Annotated in this window: 20 protein-coding genes; 15 read left to right on the top strand and 5 right to left on the bottom strand. The window is 38.1% G+C overall.

The genetic code is table 11. The features are described 5' to 3' along the window. Nucleotides 1–139: 139 nt before the first annotated feature. From QWY88_RS05965 to QWY88_RS05990, 6 genes are read left to right on the top strand one after another with little or no spacing between them, the layout of a single operon-like run. A complete protein-coding gene (locus tag QWY88_RS05965; RefSeq protein ID WP_484600485.1) occupies nucleotides 140–1,879 on the top strand; it encodes an Lnb N-terminal periplasmic domain-containing protein in 1,740 nt (579 codons plus the stop codon). Nucleotides 1,880–1,893: 14 nt separating this feature from the next. Beyond that, the gene (cobT, locus tag QWY88_RS05970; RefSeq protein WP_304545085.1) at nucleotides 1,894–2,952 is read left to right on the top strand and encodes a nicotinate mononucleotide-dependent phosphoribosyltransferase CobT; all 1,059 of its coding nucleotides are present in this window, start codon (nucleotides 1,894–1,896) and stop codon (nucleotides 2,950–2,952) included. A gap of 9 nt (nucleotides 2,953–2,961) precedes the next feature. Beyond that, nucleotides 2,962–3,462: a bifunctional adenosylcobinamide kinase/adenosylcobinamide-phosphate guanylyltransferase gene (locus QWY88_RS05975; protein ID WP_304545087.1), complete on the top strand. Its 501-nt coding sequence runs from the start codon at nucleotides 2,962–2,964 to the stop codon at nucleotides 3,460–3,462. After that, the gene (locus QWY88_RS05980) at nucleotides 3,459–4,172 is read left to right on the top strand and encodes an adenosylcobinamide-GDP ribazoletransferase (RefSeq protein ID WP_304545089.1); all 714 of its coding nucleotides are present in this window, start codon (nucleotides 3,459–3,461) and stop codon (nucleotides 4,170–4,172) included. Before QWY88_RS05975 ends, QWY88_RS05980 begins: the two co-directional genes overlap by 4 nt. Then, nucleotides 4,169–4,705, top strand: coding sequence for a histidine phosphatase family protein (locus QWY88_RS05985; protein ID WP_304545091.1), 537 nt, complete (start codon nucleotides 4,169–4,171; stop codon nucleotides 4,703–4,705). The genes QWY88_RS05980 and QWY88_RS05985 overlap by 4 nt, the downstream gene beginning before the upstream one ends. Before the next feature lie 38 nt (nucleotides 4,706–4,743). Continuing rightward, nucleotides 4,744–6,333, top strand: coding sequence for a methyl-accepting chemotaxis protein (locus QWY88_RS05990; protein ID WP_304545093.1), 1,590 nt, complete (start codon nucleotides 4,744–4,746; stop codon nucleotides 6,331–6,333). Here the strand turns inward: QWY88_RS05990 and QWY88_RS05995 are convergent, their stop codons facing one another. Further along, complete coding sequence (locus tag QWY88_RS05995) at nucleotides 6,334–9,132, bottom strand: helicase-related protein (RefSeq protein WP_304545095.1); 2,799 nt, start codon at nucleotides 9,130–9,132, stop codon at nucleotides 6,334–6,336. Between the two features lie 92 nt (nucleotides 9,133–9,224). Between QWY88_RS05995 and QWY88_RS06000 the strand changes: the two genes are divergently transcribed. Genes QWY88_RS06000 through QWY88_RS06015 form a run of 4 tightly spaced genes read left to right on the top strand, consistent with a single transcriptional unit; the run spans nucleotide 9,225 to nucleotide 11,521 of the window. Continuing rightward, a complete protein-coding gene (locus QWY88_RS06000) occupies nucleotides 9,225–9,545 on the top strand; it encodes a type 1 periplasmic-binding domain-containing protein (protein WP_304545097.1) in 321 nt (106 codons plus the stop codon). Next, a complete protein-coding gene (locus QWY88_RS06005) occupies nucleotides 9,535–9,867 on the top strand; it encodes a DUF309 domain-containing protein (RefSeq protein WP_304545099.1) in 333 nt (110 codons plus the stop codon). Before QWY88_RS06000 ends, QWY88_RS06005 begins: the two co-directional genes overlap by 11 nt. 28 nt (nucleotides 9,868–9,895) lie before the next feature. After that, the gene (locus tag QWY88_RS06010; protein ID WP_304545101.1) at nucleotides 9,896–10,714 is read left to right on the top strand and encodes a mechanosensitive ion channel family protein; all 819 of its coding nucleotides are present in this window, start codon (nucleotides 9,896–9,898) and stop codon (nucleotides 10,712–10,714) included. 12 nt (nucleotides 10,715–10,726) lie between these two features. Beyond that, nucleotides 10,727–11,521 carry a DUF481 domain-containing protein gene (locus tag QWY88_RS06015; protein WP_304545103.1) on the top strand — a complete coding sequence of 265 codons (795 nt, stop codon included), beginning with the start codon at nucleotides 10,727–10,729 and terminating at the stop codon, nucleotides 11,519–11,521. Nucleotides 11,522–11,526: 5 nt separating this feature from the next. Here the strand turns inward: QWY88_RS06015 and QWY88_RS06020 are convergent, their stop codons facing one another. Continuing rightward, entirely contained in the window at nucleotides 11,527–12,633 is a 1,107-nt protein-coding gene (locus QWY88_RS06020) for an MFS transporter (RefSeq protein ID WP_304545105.1), read from the bottom strand. Nucleotides 12,634–12,739: 106 nt separating this feature from the next. Here QWY88_RS06020 and QWY88_RS06025 point away from each other — a divergent pair, with 106 nt between their 5' ends. The 3 genes from QWY88_RS06025 (at nucleotide 12,740) to QWY88_RS06035 (ending at nucleotide 16,313) form a co-directional block, all read left to right on the top strand. Continuing rightward, nucleotides 12,740–13,225: a PAS domain-containing protein gene (locus tag QWY88_RS06025; RefSeq protein WP_304545107.1), complete on the top strand. Its 486-nt coding sequence runs from the start codon at nucleotides 12,740–12,742 to the stop codon at nucleotides 13,223–13,225. Next, nucleotides 13,194–14,642 carry a methyl-accepting chemotaxis protein gene (locus QWY88_RS06030; protein WP_304545108.1) on the top strand — a complete coding sequence of 483 codons (1,449 nt, stop codon included), beginning with the start codon at nucleotides 13,194–13,196 and terminating at the stop codon, nucleotides 14,640–14,642. The genes QWY88_RS06025 and QWY88_RS06030 overlap by 32 nt, the downstream gene beginning before the upstream one ends. 174 nt (nucleotides 14,643–14,816) lie before the next feature. Continuing rightward, nucleotides 14,817–16,313, top strand: a complete 1,497-nt coding sequence (locus QWY88_RS06035) for a B12-binding domain-containing radical SAM protein (protein ID WP_304545111.1) — start codon at nucleotides 14,817–14,819, stop codon at nucleotides 16,311–16,313. A gap of 1 nt (nucleotide 16,314) precedes the next feature. Here QWY88_RS06035 and QWY88_RS06040 read toward each other — a convergent pair whose 3' ends face one another. Next, nucleotides 16,315–16,761, bottom strand: a complete 447-nt coding sequence (locus QWY88_RS06040; protein WP_304545113.1) for a hypothetical protein — start codon at nucleotides 16,759–16,761, stop codon at nucleotides 16,315–16,317. A 65-nt stretch (nucleotides 16,762–16,826) separates the two neighbouring features. Here QWY88_RS06040 and QWY88_RS06045 point away from each other — a divergent pair, with 65 nt between their 5' ends. Beyond that, the gene (locus QWY88_RS06045) at nucleotides 16,827–17,540 is read left to right on the top strand and encodes an SIR2 family NAD-dependent protein deacylase (protein WP_304545115.1); all 714 of its coding nucleotides are present in this window, start codon (nucleotides 16,827–16,829) and stop codon (nucleotides 17,538–17,540) included. Here the strand turns inward: QWY88_RS06045 and QWY88_RS06050 are convergent. Together QWY88_RS06050 and QWY88_RS06055 are read right to left on the bottom strand one after the other, a co-directional pair. Further along, nucleotides 17,527–18,150 carry an FmdE family protein gene (locus QWY88_RS06050; RefSeq protein ID WP_304545117.1) on the bottom strand — a complete coding sequence of 208 codons (624 nt, stop codon included), beginning with the start codon at nucleotides 18,148–18,150 and terminating at the stop codon, nucleotides 17,527–17,529. The two genes, QWY88_RS06045 and QWY88_RS06050, sit on opposite strands and share 14 nt — an antisense overlap. Then, nucleotides 18,135–18,575 (bottom strand): bacteriohemerythrin, encoded by a 441-nt coding sequence (locus QWY88_RS06055; RefSeq protein WP_304545119.1) that lies wholly within the window; start codon nucleotides 18,573–18,575, stop codon nucleotides 18,135–18,137. Before QWY88_RS06055 ends, QWY88_RS06050 begins: the two co-directional genes overlap by 16 nt. A gap of 91 nt (nucleotides 18,576–18,666) precedes the next feature. Between QWY88_RS06055 and QWY88_RS06060 the strand changes: the two genes are divergently transcribed. Then, nucleotides 18,667–19,305, top strand: a complete 639-nt coding sequence (locus QWY88_RS06060; protein ID WP_304545121.1) for a Crp/Fnr family transcriptional regulator — start codon at nucleotides 18,667–18,669, stop codon at nucleotides 19,303–19,305. Nucleotide 19,306: the final 1 nt, after the last annotated feature.

A 19,306-nucleotide genomic window follows, 5' to 3' on the forward strand; every position in this document is an offset into this window, starting at 1 on the left:
ACTTACAGAACAAGCTTTTTTGCTTGTTCTATTTCTATCTTAGGAACTTCCCATTTTAAAAATATCATTTTTATTTTTTATTTTATTTGCATCTATTGCCTATGCTAATGTAGATGAATATAAAACAAAAGCAAAAGAGCTGCACTTATCCGACGAACGTTACTGGCATCTTTTACTCCATATGAGCAATGGTGTAAGTGAGATTGATGATCCAAGATTTTTCTTTGCAAAAAACGGTAAAGAAGATGCCGAAGCAGAACTCGATGCGACTCTGGACGCATTCTTTAACGAAAAGCGTTTTGACGATAACTCCTCAGCATGTTTGTTTCCTGCAAGAAAAGCGTGGTTGCAAGAGAACCTGAACATTACCGATTTCCCTGAGGTACAGTGTCAAGAGTATGACGACACGATCGAGAAACTCTCCCCGACTTCGGCAACCCTGGTTTTCCCGGCAGCGCATATAAACTCTCCTGCTTCAATGTTTGGACACACTTTTTTACGTATAAACTCCAAGTACAATTCCAAACTCTTAGCGTATGCGATCAACTATGCAGCTGACGCCGATCCAGATAAAGAAAATGCTGTCGGATTTGCCCTTAAAGGGCTTTTTGGAGGCTATTTCGGAAAGTATTCACTCTTACCTTATTACGATAAATTAAAAGAGTATAGAGATACCGAAAGACGTGATATCTGGGAGTATGATTTAAACCTCACACAAGAGGAAGTTATGCGTATGGTACGCCATATCTGGGAGCTTAACGGCACAAAATCTTACTACTACTTTTTTACCGAGAACTGCTCGTACAATATGCTCTGGCTTATGGAGATAGCACGTCCTAGTACACATATACGGGAGCATTTTGCCTATCAGGTAATTCCATTGGAGAGTGTTCATGCTACCAATGAAGAAGATCTTATCGCTAAAGAGTTTTACAGACCTTCAAAACGTACTATCCTTTTAAAATATGAGGAGCTGATAGAGGATCAGAATATTCACTTGGTAAAAGAGCTCCAAGAGGATGAGAAGCTAAATCTAACGCTACTGCAAGATAACAACATCTCTACTCAGCAAAAACAATATATCTATGAAGCGGCAGTTGAATACTTGGAATACTCATTTTCCCGTAACGAGATGAAAAAAGAGAAATATCTTGATCTTTTTTACAAACTCTCCTCTTCAAGAGCAAAACTGGGTAAAGGGAAAAAACTCAATTTTCCAAATCCCCAGAACCCTCTAGAATCACACCGTGCAGTGAAGCTGTCTATCGGTGGTGCTCTTAGGGATTCCTCTTACTATACTGTTTTAGGTATCCGTCCGGCATACCATACCCTTGAAGATCCGCAATACGGATTCTTAAGAGGTACGCAGATAGAGTTTTTAAATATAGAACTTGGAGCTACTAAAGACTCTCTAAAAATTGAAGATTTAACGGTACTATCAATCAAGTCAATAGCACAACGCACAAAACTTTTCTCCCCTTTTTCATGGAGAACAAAATTTGGCTGGGATAAAAACTATGTTGATACAAAAGCAAACTTTAGTGCAAGTGTGGGTGCGGGATTTAGCTGGGGGAATAAACTCGGATACCTATACATGATGGTAGATCCTCTCTATTATATTGCAGACAAAAGTGCGGGAGGGATCGGTGCTAGTTTTGGTTTTGATATAGACAAATATAAGTACCTTAAAACAAATGTAGAGTTTACGCAAAGATACTATGATACAGGAGATGAACAACTGTTAATATCTGCTGCACAGTCCGTAAATCCGGTACAAAACCTCCAACTAAAAGTGAAATACGAATACAAAGAAAAATATATTCTTAAGCAGAAAAAACAGGAAGACAACTTTCAAATTCTTCTAAATTACTATTTTTAGCTAAAATTCCAGCTATGAATACATACAATATCTTAACAAATGAACCAACTTCTCTCCCAAAAGGCAAGGCAGATTTTCTACTCGCTGCCTCTGTAACAAAGACGTGTGAAATAGCAGGGATCACCCAAGCGGGAATCCCCGGAAAAATTGCTTACACGCCGACACTCGATGCGGAGTTTATCGTAGATGAAAAACTCTACTCGATGCCTGAGATTGCAGAGACTCCAAGCGGTGTACCGACACCTGCACTTATAACTCGTGCTATCCATAATCTTAATCCTTTTAATACTATTGAGATTTTAGATCTGGGCTTAGAGGTAAAACCGCAGAATGTCCCTTTGCACAACTTTGATATAAAAGCTTCTGAGGCTATCGATCAAGGGGCAAAGATAGATGCAAAAGAGATCTTTGCCAAAGGGATGGATTTTGGACGTAAGTATGAGCTCAAAGGAAACTACCTTATTTTAGGGGAATCTACTCCATCGGGTACAACAACTGCAGCGGCAAGTGTACTTGCTCTTGGGTATGATTTAGAAGATGCTTTTTCATCAAGCTTTCTAAATGCTCCAAAAGATATTAAAAAAGAGACACTTGATAAAGCACTTTCGCTTATAGATACAGAGATGTCTAACTTTGACAAACTGGGAATGGTAAGTGACAATATGCTGCTGTTTTGTGCAGGATTTTTAGTAGAAGCGAGTAAACGTTTCGAAGTAGTACTAGCGGGCGGTACACAGATGGCTGCATGTCTGCTCATTGCCGATGCCGTGCGTGAAGATATATTACAGAGAATCAACCATAACAATGTAACCCTTGCGACAACTGTGTGGGTAGCAAAAGATCCCGCTTCGGATATTGCAAAAATTCTTTCAAAACTAAGCTACACGCCAAATGCCCTCTACACAACTTTCACATTTGAAAATGCCGAGATACCTGTACTTAAAAAGTATGACGAAGGGGAAGCTAAAGAGGGTGTGGGTGCCGGAGCTGCACTTGCATACGGTGTTGCCAATTCCCTAGAAAACGATCAGGTAGTTGAAGCGGTTGAGCTTATTATGTACAACATGATGTAAAGGTAAGATATGGGTTTTCAAGCATTATTTATCGGCGGTATAAAATCGGGAAAAAGTAAAAATGCCGAAGCCTATACCCTGAAATTTGCAAAACAAAAACCTCTCTATCTTGCAACGACAGAGTTTTTTGATGATGAGATGCACGAACGTGTACAAAAGCATAAAGATCAACGCGCAGACAAATTTGAAACACTTGAAGAAGCGCTCAATCTTGATAACGCACTCCAAAAACAAAACAAAACCGTTTTAGTAGAGTGTGTAAGTATGTGGATCAACAATATGCTCTACCATAACAAAACCCTTGAAGAGATGATGACGCAACTTGAAAATATCTCCAAACAGGAAAACGATGTTATCTTTGTTATCAACGATGTTAGTAATTCCGTTATCAGTGAAAACCAGCTTGTAAGAAAGTTTGTAGATATCAACGGAATCATCTCCCAGTATATCGCAGAACACTCCAAAGAGGTGTTTCACGTTACCGCCGGAATAAGTGTGAAAATAAAATGAGTTACCTAAAAGCCTTTGCCCTCGCCTTTAATATGTTTACGATCTTTCCCTTTTTTAAGATCCACACCTATGAAGATGGGATCAACGGAAAATCCGCACTTTTTTACCCGTTTATAGGGTTTATCCTCGGCGCTGTTGTTTACGGACTCTATCTTTTACTTCATAACCATCTCCCTGCACCACATTTAGCAGTTCTTCTTTTTGGTTTGAGCGTACTTTTTACGGGTGCGCTTCATCTTGACGGTCTGAGTGACACAATTGATGGTTTTTTTGTAAAAAAGGAAAAAGCTTTAGAGGTGATGAAAGACAGCCACATCGGCGGTATGGGGATGATCTTTACCTTTGTATTTTTAAGCCTGAAACTCTCCTCATTTATCTACTTTGAGGCCTGGATACTTTTACCTTTAGTGATGCTCCTCTCACGTCTTAATGCAACTCTTGCTATTTTCATCTTCCCTTACATAAGCAGCGGTGTCGGAGCGCTTATAAAGCAGGAGCTAAAAACAACCTATATCGTCATAGCACTTCTTTTTAGTGTGATACTCAGTTATCTTTTTGGCCAAACTTTAATGCTTTTGATCGCACTTATAAGTATGTTTATAATTGCAGGTCTACTAACACGAAGATATAAAGGGCTAAATGGTGATATGTATGGGTTTATCATCGAGAGCAGCGAACTTATCTTACTCAATGCTCTAATACTCCTATGAATCTTGTTTTAGTACGCCACTCCGAGGTGCTTGAAGAGTATCAAGGAAAATATAACGGCCATATCGACATCCCCCTTTCAAAAAAGGGGCTTGAAGATGCAAAAGCACTCGGCAGACAACTACAACACTATAATTTTGACGCTGTGTACTGTTCCGATCTTACACGTGCAAAAGAAACACTTGCACAATTTGCTCTGCCTCTAAAACCTCTTTATACAAAAGAGCTTCGTGAGAAATCGTGGGGGAAACACGAAGGTATGAGTTTTGAAGAGATCGAAGCAAGCGGAATCAAATACACTACATTTTCTGAATGGGTTGAACAGCTTGACGGAGAGAGAGTAACCGAATTTACCGACAGAATAGAGAATTTTTTTCTCTCCTATCTCAAAGAGCAAAAAGATCTCAAAACGGTTTTAATAGTGACACACTCGGGAGTTATAAAAACTCTTTTACAAATTATAAATGCTCAAACACTTGAAGAGAGTTTTTCAAAACCGATTAGATATTCATCAGTCACTGAAATACTATTATGATATAATACTCCCAATTCAAACCATACTAGGTAGGTATAATGTTTAAATCGGTCAAGTCAAAAGTTATTGCCTCAATACTCTCACTATCAATCGTCGGATTGATCTCCATCACGTATTATTTGTCTTACACGCTTAATGAGCTTTCAAACAACACAACAAAACGTTCACTGACTATGCTTAGTGAATCTATTTTTCAAACAATGACAACAAGTATGATGATGGGTGATCCCTCTATTGTAGAACAAACTTTTCACTCTGCAAAAAAAATAGACGGTATTGAAGATTTAAACATTGCAAAATCAAAAGCTGTTATAGAGGTATATTCACCGCAGGAGAAGTTTACAACCGATCCTCTTTTAATTGATGTACTCAACAACAAAACAACTAAACTGATTGAAAAAACAAATAACGCTCACCATACGATCAGACAAATCAAACCGATGGTTGCAGAAGAGAGATGTTTACAGTGTCACTACAACTCAAAAGTTGGTGACGTTTTAGGAGCGATGGACCTTGTACTTTCACTAGATAAAAACGATAAAGAGATCACTGCTACAAATACAGCATTGATTATTACACTTATTGTAGTTGTTGTTCTTTTTATGATTGTTTCATCAGTTTTCTTCATGCATGAGATTATGCACCCGCTAACGGCACTAAAAGATAAAATTTCAGACCTTATCAGCGGAGATAAAGACCTTACAAAAAGACTTGCAGTAAAAGAGGGGAACGAGTTTGGGGAAGCTGCTCATGAAGTAAACAACTTTATTGAGATGATCCAAGCCACTATCAACGAGGTAAAAGCGCAAGGGAAACAAAACATTAAAATTGCTTCTGAGATTGAGCATGCATCACACGTGATCAGAGAAGCGACACAAAAAGAGAAAAGCTTAGTTGACGCTACGGGACAAAAAGGGATCGATATCCAACATGTTCTAGAAGAAACTCTAGAAGCTGCAGCAAGCACTCAGGCAACTATCCAAGAAGCTGATACAGAGTTAAACAATGCAAGATCTTCTTTATCGACGCTTAGTAATGAGGTTGAAGGATTTGTGCAAAGTGAAGAGGAGTTACTCCAAGAGCTTTCAGCACTTAAAGATGATACGGCACAAGTAAAAGATGTACTAAGCGTCATCAACGATATCGCAGACCAGACAAATCTTTTAGCACTCAACGCTGCTATTGAAGCTGCACGTGCAGGTGAACACGGACGCGGATTTGCGGTAGTTGCAGACGAAGTAAGAAAACTTGCAGAGCGTACGCAAAAAAGTTTAACAGAGATCGATATCACGGTAAGCACTATTGTTCAATCGATCAACGATGCTACAGACAAAATGGCAAAAAATGCAAAACAGATCGAATCACTCGCAGAGATCTCAAACGATGTTGAAGAGAAGATCAACATTACATCAAATGCGATGGCAACATCAACAACGGTTGCAAATAAATCAAAAGAGGACAGCCTCAAAATCTCTAACAATGTAAAAGAGATCCTTGAGAATATCAATCAGATTGAGAGCCTCTCTTCACAAAACAACACAAGCGTACTTCACATCGAGACTGATCTTAAAAGATTAGTGGAAGTTGCGACAAAACTTCAAACTACGATCGACGAATTCAGAAGCTAATCAGCTTCTAGGTCGTCTAGCACCCGCACCCCTTCTCGTATAATTCTTTTTAAAACAGTTTTCACAAATATTATACTTTGAATTAATCGGTAACACCGCACTACATAACTTACATGTTTGCGAGAGTTCCGTTTTTTGAAGTGTTTTTTCTATATAGCGGTTTAAAATATATCTTGATTCTGTCGCTTTTTCTACATCTACAAAATAATCACTAAAACGGTAACTCAGCCACAGATACAGCGAGATCTCTTTAACCATATCTTCTGCCATCAACAGTTCCTGAGATGTTTGTGCAAAATCACCGCTGAGTCTAGGAGATTGATAATGAACCAGCTCCTGCTTCTCTAAGGCGTGAATATATGTCTCGTAGGCCGTAATGATATAAGGCGATTTCAATGTCAGCGGCGCACACGCTAAATGGTACTTTGTCGCGATATCGAGATTATAACTGTCCACTATCTTTGAGGCTTCAAGCATATCATCCAGACTTGCCGCATAAAAAGGGCCGCTAAACTCCATATTTTGGATAAAAAAGTTTAAGATCTCTTCGAGTGAATTCTCTTCCAAGATCGAACTTACCAGTTTAATATGCTCCAAGTTTGCCATCACTTTAAAAGGTGTTGCAATTTTTCTTGCCTCTTTATGGAAGTTTTTCTTGATCACTCTAAGGGTCTCTTTGTTTAAAGCCCCTACATACCCTTTCTCTTCAAGACCATATCTTCCAGCACGTCCAGAGATCTGATGGATCTCTGAAGGGAAAAGATCGCGTTGAATGATCCCGTCAAACTTATCAGCTTTGGAGAACAAAATGGTCTTAATCGGAAGATTCATCCCCATTGCAATAGCATCGGTTGCAACCAACACCTGTGTCTCACCTTCGCGAAATCTTCTTGCCTCTTCACGCCTTACTTCAGGGGAGAGGTTTCCGTAAACGACACTTACGCTAAAAGTTTTTGAAAGTCTTTGTTTGAGTTTAAGAACATCTTTTCTACTAAAAGCAACTACTGCCGTAGAGGGTTCTATATCCTCTATTGCAACAGGTTTTTCTAAAACTTCAAGTGGATTTTTTCTCTCAAATTCAATGATCTCAAGCTCTTCGCCGAGATACTCTGCAAGTGCGATAACTGCATCTTTGGCATTTACAGAACCCGTCATGATGATCTCTTTTGCCGGAGCACCGATAATGGCATTTGCCCATGCCCAGCCGCGATCACGATCATCGATCATCTGTACCTCGTCGATCACACATACATCGACATCAACGTCAAAGTTCATCATCTCTATTGTGGAGCTGATGTGGGTCGCTTCATCGTTAATGAGCTGCTCCTCACCCGTAATAAGTGAGCAGTCAACACCCATAGAGTTTAAATTCTCATACCCCTCCAGGGCTAAAAGTCTAAGGGGTGCAAGATAATATCCCGTGTCGGCATCTTTTAATCTTTGCATCGCGGTATAGGTTTTTCCACTGTTTGTAGGCCCTATATGTAAAGTAAGCTTTCTTTTCATGTCGCGTGCGATCGGGAAAAGATTTTTAAAATCACGAATTGTTCTGGCAAGAAGTTCCTGGCGTTGCTTTTTGATCAACTCCTCTTGAATTGAGTATAAAAATCTGCGAACCGTTTTTCTGTAGATCTTCGGTGTAATAGTAAGATGAATCCCGAGCTGATCGAGCAAGAAGTCATAAACCTTATTGTAGATCTCCTCTTTTTCATAATTGAGAAGATTTGCATACGAACCACACTCATCTGCAAGTGCTTCAAGCTCTTCAAAAAAGGCTTTTTCAAACTCGCTTTTATACTCATCTAAAAGCTGATCGAAATTAAAACCGCGTGCATTCCAGATCTCCTCTAGTACACCGTTTAACTCTACGTGAAGGTCTAAATTGTACTCAACAACTCTTTGAGAGTTTGGTAGCTCCAAGCTCTGAACAACTTCGATCAACAGCTCTTCATCGTGGATATCGATCGCTTTTGCGTCTATCTTTTGGTTAATAATTTTTCGCAGTACTTTCGGTGTTATAAGCGGATAACTTAACATCGTTTTAGGAGGAGATGAACGCAGTGAATTTACAATCTCTTCGTGTGTTAAGTACTGGTGCGGATCTTTGATCGACGCGATAAACTTCTCAATACTCTCCTGTTTTGCTTTTACAACCTCTATTTTATCGGCACCTATCTTTTCTACAATGGCTTCAAAAGGTTCCGACTCTATATACTCGTAAGAGTAAGGCTTTGTGTTAAGTGTAAGGATTTTATGAAACTGCTGATCGTAGATATCGTACTTGAGCGAAGCATTGAACTCCAGACTGTCATCAATATCGAAAAAGCCTTCCAACTCCTTCTCTAAAGCCTCTTTTTTGATCTCAAAACGGATATGGCGCAGTTTTGATTCCATCTTCTCTATGGTGATTTTTTTACTTCTGATTGTAGAGAATGCTTCACGCAGTCGTGCCGCTTCTACGGGGGTTACCTCAAGTTCACTCAGCAGTGCTTCAATTTTGGCTTCACGATCAAAGTGGTGCTGTTCGCTAATTTTATCCCCCTTATAGATCGTCCCCTCATTCTCAAAGAAGTGCAAAATATCACGACGAATCTCGCTGTCTGCTTCAGACCAGATCATACGAAGTGTTTTGATCATCAGATCGCGATTATGTTCAATATCGTAGATTCCAAGTGCTCCAAAGAGTTCACTTAATGTTTTAGACTCAACTCGCTCGATCCCGATATCGAAAGGATCGTCATCAAAAAATTTTCTTATGCGTTGGTTGATTTTGGTGTTTTTTTTATGTTTTTTTGCCATTAAAAAGGTCTTTTCTTTAATTTCGTTTTAATATGTAGTATCTTTTTATCATTATACTCTAAAATTAAGTAATATCCTTTTATAATGCACCCATGGAAATAAAAGATGAATGGACTCAAGAGGAGTTCTTAAGAAATAAACGAGCCCTTAAAAAAGAGGGTGTTGATGTAGTTTTAATCGATACCATACTCTCTCCGATCGATAAAGCAGACACTATTACATACAATCCATATGAGATGAAGAAGTACCCAAAAGGGAGTGTGTTTGTTTTTTACTGCGATACCGGTAAGGCAACAAAAGAGAGACTCAGTGAGTATAAAGAGAAGTTTCCCGATTACAACTGTGTATCACTTAAAGGCGGACGCGGATACTGGCGTGTAAATATGCAGCTATTGGATGAAGATGATAAATAAAAAAATCGAAGAATTTGTACATTGCATTGATGAAAGTCGTTTCTATGATGCACACGAAGCACTTGAAGAGGTGTGGTTTCCAAGACGTTTTGAAAAATGCAGTGAGGTGGAACTGCTCAAAGGTTTTATCAATGCAGCTGTAAGTTTTGAGCTGATTAAACGTGGAAGAATCCCTCAAAGTAAAAGAGTATGGGCAAATTATCTAAAATACAGACAAAACCTTTACAGAATCAATTCAGAGTATAAAAACTCCTATCATAAGCTCGCGAGATATCTGGAAAATAAGCAAAAAACACTACTTGGACATAATATTATTATATAATTTATGAAACTAAATGGAGGTTCTCACAATGGACTTTAACAAATATGCTGATCTCGCACTAGTATATCTCAGTGAGTACGGACTTAAAATAGTCGCTGCTCTTGCCATATTTATCATCGGTAAATGGGTAGCTAAGAAACTTTCTGTAGTCACAAAAACTATGATGACCAAAGCAAAAGTCGACATCACTTTATCTGAATTTACAGAAAGCTTAGTCTACTTTTCACTTCTTGCAATGGTGATACTTGCATCACTCAACGCACTTGGAATCAATACTACGTCGTTTATCGCAGTCTTTGGTGCAGCCTCTCTTGCTGTTGGTTTAGCACTCCAAGGCTCTTTGGCAAATGTTGGTGCTGCGGTACTTATTATCATCTTCAGACCTTTTAAGATCGGTGACTTTATCGAAGCCGGTGGAGCTACGGGTACGGTTGATGATATCACTATGTTCTCAACTATCATCTCACCGTTAGATAACAGAACCATCATTGTTCCAAACTCAAAAATCATCGGCGGCAACATCGTAAACTTTTCTAAAAAAGAGAAAAGACGTGTTGATCTGACGTTTGGTATCGGGTACGATGATGATTTACGTTTGGCAAAACAGGTTCTTATCGATATTCTTAACAGCGATGAAAGAATTCACAAAGACCCCGAACCGTTTGTAGCTGTTAGCGAGTTGGGTGATAGCAGTGTAAACTTTATCACTCGTGCATGGGTTGATACAGCTAATTACTGGGATGTTTATTTTAATACGATTGAAAAAGTAAAACTGACATTTGATGAAAAAGGGATTACAATCCCTTATCCGCAAATGGATGTCCATATGAAAAAAGAGGAAAACTAAGAAAGGAAGTTAATGAAAAAAATAGTAGTAAGTTTAGTTGCACTTGCATCTTTGGCTCTTGGAGCTGATGTTCAAACAACAGAAAAACCGTTAAAAGCACATAGTGAACTGGGATATGTTCAAACAAGCGGAAATACAGAAACGGAAGCGTTTAACTTTGAACTGGACATAAAAAAAGAGTGGACAAAAAGTGTATTAACATTTGAGTTTGACGGACAATACGCAACAGATAAAAATGTTGAAACAAAAAACAAATATACGGCAGAAGTAGATTACGGATATAAACTCTCAGAAAGATTCTCTCTAGATTATCTCGTTGGTTTTAAATCGGACAAATTCTCAGGTTTTAGATACCAATTCTATACAGGTCCGGGTGCAAAATATAAGGCAATCGATCAAGAGGCTCATAAACTAAGTTTAGAGGGGAACCTTTTATACTCTGTAGATCAGTATGAAGATGTATGGGTAGATGCTTTAGGGACGCAACTTGCATACCCTTACGACGGTGTAGTAAAAGATCACATTAGTGTTCCTGCCTACAAAGATGACTATGCATCGTACAGAATCAAAGGTGTGTATGACTGGAAGATCTTAGAAACGTTAAAGTTTAAACAAGAACTGACTTTTAGAGGTTCTTTTGAACAAGCTGACAAATACTTCATCTATTCAAAAACAGCATTGAACAACAAGATCAACAGTATCTTCTCTGCAGGTATCAGCTATAAGATCGATTATGTAAACTTGCCTGCTGACGGAAAGCAAAAAACAGACAGAACTTTTGCATTCAATCTTATTCTAGACTACTAAAGAGCTTAGGCTTCATGCCTATGCTTGTAACTCATCAACATTACAAAACCAATTAGCGCAAAAACACTTGAACTTAAAAAGAGATAGCTTGGATAGTACTCATAGATATATCCTGCAATAACCGCACCGCTAACACCCCCTAGCCCATATGTAAGCCCCATAAAAAACTGTTGTGAGAGTTGCTTGTTATGATAGATCTGATACAGATAACTGATCGTAGCGGAGTGAAACAGTGCAAAAGAGAGTGCATGAAGCGATTGAGAGAAAAATAAAATAGCGAGGTTTTCAGGATAAGCAAACACTAAAAACCATCGAAATGCGGAAGCCAGAACGCTCAAACGTATTAAGTTTAAAAGAGAACTGTTTGCCAAAAGTTTCCCTTGACTAAAAAGCATCACAATCTCGACAAGCACACCAAAGCTCCACAGATATACGGTCATATCTAGACTCACGCCGTGATCCGTTTCATAGATGGTAAAAAAGTTGTAAAAAGAACCGAAACTTACCTGCATTAAAATAAGTCCGCCCCAGAGATAGAGATCACTGAGTATCGACATCGTTTTAGTCTCTTTCGTTCTCTCCTGCTCTCTTTTTTGTGAGTAACGCTGTCCTATTATAAAAGCAAAAACGGCTGTTATCCATGTTAGTGTTAGTAAAAAGTTAAGTGCGACAATAGATGAACTTAAAAACTTTGCAAGAACCAGAGCGACAACTATAAACCCGATAGAGCCAAATAAACGCACCTTTCCGTAACGCTGTTTCCCTATATTTTCCAGCGATATCACTTCTACGTAGGGAAGTACCAGACTAAGTCCAATCCCTAAAAAAATGTTTGAGAATAAAAGCTGATAAAAATTCTCAACCGAGAGATAAAAACAAAGCGACGCAATTACTAAAATTATAAGTGAAAGATTAAACATCTTTGCATCTAGTTTTAGCCCCTTGATAAACAGAAATGGAAGTATAAAACGAACAAGCGGAGCTGCTCCTAAAAGTATCCCTATCTCGCTGGCACTGTAGCCTATAGTTGATAATACTTTAGGGATAAATATTACATAAACACCGATAATGGAAAAATAAAAATAATAAAATATTGCTAAAAATATTGACATGATGGAAGTATAACAAATTTCCCAAAAAACACTAATTTATCACAAAATAATCTTTTTATAATAATTTTTTATATATACTTCACTCCTTTTTTTAAGGGAAATATTTATGGAAAAGCATCTAAATGAAAACGATTTCATCGTTTCTAAAACAGATAAAAAAGGTATCATCACCTACGTAAACAGAATTTTTATGGAGATGGGTGAGTACACTGAGGTGGAACTGCTTGGAAAACCTCATAATATTATCAGACACCCCTCTATGCCAAAAGCGGTTTTTAAATTGCTTTGGGACAGAATTCAGAACAAAGAAGAGATCTTTGCGTTTGTCATCAACCAAACAAAAAATAAAAACGACTACTGGGTTTTTGCCAACGTCACTCCTTCCTTTGATAACAACGGTAACATTATCGGCTACCTCTCAGTCAGACGCAAGCCAAAAGAGTCTGCCTTAGAGATCATTAAACCTCTTTATCAAGAGATGTTATCGATTGAAAAATCTCAAGGTATGGATGCTAGTATCCGCTTTTTAGAAAAAACACTTAGTGACAAAGGTATTTCGTATGACGAATTTATTACAACTATTCAGCAATAAACAAAGCACTCTTTTATTTTTAACACTTGTTGGTATTGCACTTTATACACTTTTCATTGGAGAACTTGTTGCAGGCGGTATTGTACTTTTTATAGCTCTTTTAGCTCTCTTTATACCTGCAGCGAGTAAAGGGTGTACAAAAAACAATAGACTCATTACAGATGCACATAAAGTACTTTTAGAAGCTGCTGAAGGGAAACTTGACGGACGTATTACACAAATTCCGGAAGACAACTCTTTTGAATCAAGTTTTGCATGGGCACTCAATGATGTACTCGATCAAACAGAAGCTTTTATGAGAGATGCCAGAGCATCTATCGAACACGCTTCAGTAGGGAAAAACTACAGAGTTACTTTCCCTTACGGTCTTCATGGAATTTTTAAATCGACAGAGGAAAAATTAAACACTGCCCTAAACTCTGTTGCACAAGGGCATGAAAAAAGGATCTTAGGAGATCTAACCGACAGCTTTTCAAAATCAGGTGGAGGAATCGAAGGGGGTCTGACAGTGATCCAAACCGATCTTTCACAAACTTCAGGGAGTGCAAACGATATCGTAACGGTTGCACATGAGACTGCCCAACAATCTCAAAACAGTCTCAATAGTGTTAAAGAGATAGGTGAGCGTTTAGAACAACTCATAACACTTATCTCATCTTCACACGAGGGGATCATCTCTCTTGAAGGGCGTACACGTGAAATCTCAGAAGTTTTAGGACTTATCAAAGATATTGCTGATCAAACAAATCTACTTGCACTTAATGCTGCAATCGAAGCGGCACGTGCGGGTGAACATGGACGTGGCTTTGCGGTTGTTGCCGACGAGGTAAGAAAACTTGCAGAGCGCACACAAAAAGCGACAACTGAAATCGAGATAAATATCTCGACACTCCAGCAAGAAGCAAACGATATGCGTAGCAATTCTGATCAAATCAGCTCAATTGCACAAGAATCAAATGATGTTATTCACGCTTTTGAGGGTACATTCTCGGATCTAAACTCCATGGCAGAACGCTCTTCAGATACAGCATATGAGATCCAAAACCGCCTCTTTACAACATTGGTAAAAGTTGATCACATCCTTTTTAAATCTAAAGCCTATTCGACTGTTTTACAAAATGATAAAAATACTGAATTTTCAGATCATAAATCGTGCCGTATGGGGAAATGGTATACAGGATTTGGAGAGGAGAGATTTGGGCATCTTAGAACATTTAAAGAGATGGACCCTGTTCACGCTCAGGTACATGATATGGTATTTAAAAATATGGATATTATCAAAGAAGACGGTCTTTTCAAAACGGGTAATCCAGAGAAAATCATAGAAAACTTCGAGACTATGGAAGATGCGTCAGTTAAACTCTTTGAGATGTTAACTGAAATCGCATCATCATCGGTAAAAGGCAAAGCTGAGTAAAACTATCCTATTTACTTAGCATTTACTTATAATAAATATAATTTTTCATCTCAAATATGTTTCCCCCTTTCATATGCGAGAAAAATATACTCCTATAAACTATATGAATCAGCCAAGTTTTTCCCTTTTTTACCTCTTGGCTGATTTTTCCCTTTTTATGATAGACTTCCCTTTATGAAAATAGTACTCTCAACTCTTAACTCCAGATATACACATACATCTTTGGCACTTCGCTATCTTTACGCAAATATGCAAGAGCTTCAAAACAATACATCCATTATGGAGTTCTCCATTAACGATGCTATGCAAAGCGTAGCCGAGAAAATTCTGGATGAAAACCCAGATATCTTAGGGCTTGGCGTATATATCTGGAATGCTACACAGATCCATGAACTTATTCACATTATAAAAAGAGTCTCTCCGCAAACAAAAATAGTTCTCGGCGGTCCGGAGGTAAGTTATGAGCCTTTTAGAGTAGACTTTAGTGACGCCGACTATATCATCAAAGGGGAAGGTGACGTCGCATTTTACGAACTTTGTAAAAATATTATTGAAAACAAAGAGCAAGAGAGGATCACACCCCTCTCGGCTCCGAAACTCAAAGAGATAGAACTCCCTTACAAATACTACAGCGACGAAGATATTCAAAACCGCTATATCTATGTCGAGATCTCACGCGGATGTCCTTTTGAGTGCGAATTTTGTCTCTCATCGATGGATGAAAAAGTACGTGCCTTTGATCTTGAAAAAGTGCTAGAGGAGTTTGAAACTCTTTGGCAGCGTGGTGCAAGAGCATTTAAGTTTGTCGATCGTACTTTCAACCTCAATATGAAAGCGGCAAATATGGTGCTTGATTTCTTTTTAGAAAAAGAGCCGCCCTACTTTGCACACTTCGAAGTGATCCCAGATCATTTTCCCGCATCACTCAGAGAAAAGATAAAATCGTTCCCTCACGGCGCACTGCAACTCGAAATTGGTATTCAAACACTCAATACGGAGATAGCAAACAATATATCTAGACAACTCAAACTTGATAAGATCAAAGAGAACATCAGCTTTTTAGAAAATGAAACCTCTGCACATATCCACCTTGATCTCATCGTCGGCTTACCTGGAGAAAGTTTAGAGAGCTTTGGAGAAAATCTCGATGCAGTTAAAGCTATGAGTTCATGCGAGATACAGATAGGGATACTAAAAAAGCTTTCAGGGACTTACATCGACAGACATGATGAAACTTTTGGAATGGTTTACAGCGATATACCGCCATACGATATACTCAAAAACAATCAGCTCTCTTTTAAAGAGATCCAAAAGATGAAACGCTTTGCCAGATTTTGGGATATACTCCACAACAGTGGAAACTTTAAAAACTCCGTTGAACTGTTATGGAAAGATGAGAGTGTCTTTACAAACTTTTATGCATTTAGTTTGTGGGTTTATGAGCAAACCGATGCAACATATAAGATCTCGTTACAAAGACAGGGTGAATTACTTTTTAAATATCTCACCGAGTGCAAAAAGATCACTCCAGATATTGTTGCAGATGCAATGTTAAGCGATATGATGAAACTCAAAGGCAGAGCAGTTCCAAACTATCTCAAACCATACAGTAAAGATTTTACGATCGATGCAAAGCTTGGAACATCGGGATTTAACAAAAGGCAGCAATAAGTTAAGAGGAAGCTATACCTCTTGCATTGAGTCCTCTTGTCAGAAAATCGTTAATCTCTTTTTTATACTCCGGATTTAATTCTCTCAAGGCTTTATCGAACTCTAAAATCAAATCTTTTGTCGTATTTGGATGCTGACATATGCGGAGTAAAACTTCTGAATATTTATAAAAATCATTACTTAAATGGATCCCGTTTTTAGGTGGTATATTTCCGTGATACTTAATAATGACATCCAGTGCCCACTGTAATTTTTCAGTAGTAGTGTGTTTATTTTTAACAATTGAATATAACTCTTCAAATGTGTAATCACTATCTTTTTTAGCCATTTGAGCCAAAATTTCCTGCTCTTTTTTCTTTTTATTTGGCCTGTAAAGCAGTAGTGCAACTAATATCCCCAATAAAAAAACCAAGCCTATCAATGACTTTATAATAAATACTATATCCACATCAAACCTTAACATCATTTAAACTTACTACTATTATAATAGTTCATAAATTAAAAGGAGATATTATGGCTAAAGTTGTTGTTTTGAGTGGAGCAGGAATTAGTGCCGAAAGCGGCATATCTACCTTTAGAGAGAGTGACGGGCTCTGGGCTCAATACTCCGTAGAAGATATATGCACGGCCGGATGTCTTATAAGCAACAGGGAAGAGACGATTGCATTTTATGACAAAAGACGCACAGAATTAGCAGATAAAGAACCAAACCACGCCCATAAAGTTTTAGCCAATCTCAAAAACAGATACAAAGATGATCTAGCCATAATCACACAAAACGTAGATAACCTTTTTGAAAGAGCCGGCATTGAACCCGATGATCTTGTCCATCTCCACGGCGAACTCACAAAAGTGGAATGTGAATCGTGCTCTCACATCTACGATATAGGGTATAACAAACTCTCAGAAGTAAATAATGGTGAATGTATAGCGTGCGGGAGCGATCAGGTGCGCCCCTATATCGTTATGTTTGGGGAGATGGCACCCGAATATGAAACACTCGATAAAGAGATACAAGACTGCTCTTTGTTAGTTGTTATAGGAACAAGCGGAATGGTTCTGGGAGTAAATACAATAGCCCACTTTGTAGAGCGCTCTATTCTTAACAATCTGGCACCGAGTGAAGCTATCAACGATGCATATTTTGACAAAGTATTTTACGATAAAGTGACCCATGTAATTGACGAAATCGCTTTTGAGATAGAAGACCTTCTTATAGAGGAGTGATCACCTCTATCACTTCGTCAATATCGGAAAAAATCTTTTGCACTCTTGCTTGCCAAAGTATTTTAAACTCCTTTTGCTCCTCTATTGAAGCACTTTTTTTTATGATCTTTTCCATTAACTCTTTTTGTCTTGGTTCTATGGCTATTTTCTCAGGAGTATATCTAACCTCTACGCTTCTACCGTTTGTAATGTTTGTTAATTTGATCTCACCTTTGATCGCCTCATTAAAATAGAGTAACTTATCCCTAGCAAAGTTTCCTGCTATTCCTTTAAAGCCAAAGCTCTGTGTAGCACCTGTGATCTGTGTGAAAACATTTGCGATCACACCGTTAACACCTTCTAAAGAATCACCTCTAAAACAAACTTTTATCTCCCCTCGTACAGGAAGTGTATCTTTGTAAAGTTCTTTTAAACCGCATAAAGCCATCAAATAAGCTCCAGCTACACTGGGACAACTATGCCCTGCACTTTTGACAACATCCAAATAGCTAAACTCTACATAACCATCTTCCAATGCCCCAAGAAAATCTGCAAGAGGATCTCTTAACTTCACAGTCTCAATTGTGTCGAAAAAGTCAGGATACTCTAATTTATTTAGTGGATTGCACATGGACTTACACCTGATTGAAAAAATCTTGCAGTAACGGTATCCATGGTATTAATATGGTTTATCAGCCAAGGCACTAAATGTTCGCTCATGTAATTTTTCAAAATATTTATATCCTGTTCTGCCTGCCATTGACGAAACACCTCATCCATTACTCTGAGGGCATTTTCATGCTCCCCTTTATGCATAGGATACGGAGGGAATTTTTTTTCTTCCATCATTATCTCTTCAGCACGAAAATGTTCAATAGTATGTGCGAACCATTTACTATAAAGGTTATCTACCCTTTTTTTATTCTCTAAAGTTGGTGAGTCCTCATATGCCAATACAAGCTCAAAAAGCTCATTAATAATATCTAAATCTTCTGTATGGGTCTCATTCATAAAATCCATAGCAACTAATGGCATATTCTCTTTCTCTATTAACATCGTATTTTGCCTTATTAAAATTTTACTTATTGTAATAAAAAAGAGAAGAATTATGATTGATATAGATCAACTAATCCTGCTATAATAAACTATGTATGAGAAAAAATTAAAAGAGCTCTATCTATTTAACTCCCTCAATGATGATGAGATAAAATCTATAGAATCTATGACGCTGATCAAAAAACTGCAAAAGGGTGAGATACTTTTTTATGAGGGCGAGCAAGCAAACTCGTTTTATATCCTTTTAGAGGGTGATCTTAAACTGTACAAAACCAATGCGAAAGCAAATGAGATCGTACTCCATCACTTTCAAGAACCTACTATGCTAGCCGAGATGGCAACTATTGAAGATGTCCCTTTTCCTGCTACGGCTTGTGCACAGATGGATAATACGCTTGTTGCGCTCATACCCAAAGAAAAGTTTTTAACTCTCTTAGAAAATATACCTCAACTCTCATGGCACATTATAAAGTCACTTACACATAAAATTAAAAGCCTTGAAAAGTCGATCAATAGAAATCTCGTATATGATGCAACAACAAAAGTGTGCTCGTTGATCGAAGAAAATCCAAATATTTTTCACACCAAAAAAAATGTGGAAATAGCTACTATGTTAAACATTACTCCCGAAACTCTCTCAAGAACACTGAGAAAACTCAAAGATCTCGGCGTCTTGGATGAGAACAATAATCTTGCAGATCCAAAAAAACTGGAAATGGTTTTAAACTAAA

This window comes from Sulfurimonas sp. hsl 1-7, assembly GCF_030577135.1.
Classification (GTDB): Bacteria; Campylobacterota; Campylobacteria; order Campylobacterales; family Sulfurimonadaceae; genus Sulfurimonas; species Sulfurimonas microaerophilus.

Excerpts from the sequence above, each read along its gene's own strand:
- QWY88_RS05980 (WP_304545089.1), top strand. The coding sequence starts at position 3,459 with ATGAGTTACCTAAAAGCCTTTGCCCTCGCCTTTAATATGTTTACGATC.
- QWY88_RS06060 (WP_304545121.1), top strand. The coding sequence starts at position 18,667 with ATGTATGAGAAAAAATTAAAAGAGCTCTATCTATTTAACTCCCTCAAT.
- cobT (WP_304545085.1), top strand. The coding sequence starts at position 1,894 with ATGAATACATACAATATCTTAACAAATGAACCAACTTCTCTCCCAAAA.
- QWY88_RS05990 (WP_304545093.1), top strand. The coding sequence starts at position 4,744 with ATGTTTAAATCGGTCAAGTCAAAAGTTATTGCCTCAATACTCTCACTA.
- QWY88_RS05995 (WP_304545095.1), bottom strand. The coding sequence starts at position 9,132 with ATGGCAAAAAAACATAAAAAAAACACCAAAATCAACCAACGCATAAGA.
- QWY88_RS06045 (WP_304545115.1), top strand. The coding sequence starts at position 16,827 with ATGGCTAAAGTTGTTGTTTTGAGTGGAGCAGGAATTAGTGCCGAAAGC.
- QWY88_RS06025 (WP_304545107.1), top strand. The coding sequence starts at position 12,740 with ATGGAAAAGCATCTAAATGAAAACGATTTCATCGTTTCTAAAACAGAT.
- QWY88_RS05985 (WP_304545091.1), top strand. The coding sequence starts at position 4,169 with ATGAATCTTGTTTTAGTACGCCACTCCGAGGTGCTTGAAGAGTATCAA.
- QWY88_RS06010 (WP_304545101.1), top strand. The coding sequence starts at position 9,896 with ATGGACTTTAACAAATATGCTGATCTCGCACTAGTATATCTCAGTGAG.
- QWY88_RS06055 (WP_304545119.1), bottom strand. The coding sequence starts at position 18,575 with ATGTTAATAGAGAAAGAGAATATGCCATTAGTTGCTATGGATTTTATG.
- QWY88_RS06020 (WP_304545105.1), bottom strand. The coding sequence starts at position 12,633 with ATGTCAATATTTTTAGCAATATTTTATTATTTTTATTTTTCCATTATC.
- QWY88_RS06005 (WP_304545099.1), top strand. The coding sequence starts at position 9,535 with ATGATAAATAAAAAAATCGAAGAATTTGTACATTGCATTGATGAAAGT.
- QWY88_RS06000 (WP_304545097.1), top strand. The coding sequence starts at position 9,225 with ATGGAAATAAAAGATGAATGGACTCAAGAGGAGTTCTTAAGAAATAAA.
- QWY88_RS06050 (WP_304545117.1), bottom strand. The coding sequence starts at position 18,150 with ATGTGCAATCCACTAAATAAATTAGAGTATCCTGACTTTTTCGACACA.
- QWY88_RS06030 (WP_304545108.1), top strand. The coding sequence starts at position 13,194 with ATGACGAATTTATTACAACTATTCAGCAATAAACAAAGCACTCTTTTA.
- QWY88_RS05975 (WP_304545087.1), top strand. The coding sequence starts at position 2,962 with ATGGGTTTTCAAGCATTATTTATCGGCGGTATAAAATCGGGAAAAAGT.
- QWY88_RS06035 (WP_304545111.1), top strand. The coding sequence starts at position 14,817 with ATGAAAATAGTACTCTCAACTCTTAACTCCAGATATACACATACATCT.
- QWY88_RS06015 (WP_304545103.1), top strand. The coding sequence starts at position 10,727 with ATGAAAAAAATAGTAGTAAGTTTAGTTGCACTTGCATCTTTGGCTCTT.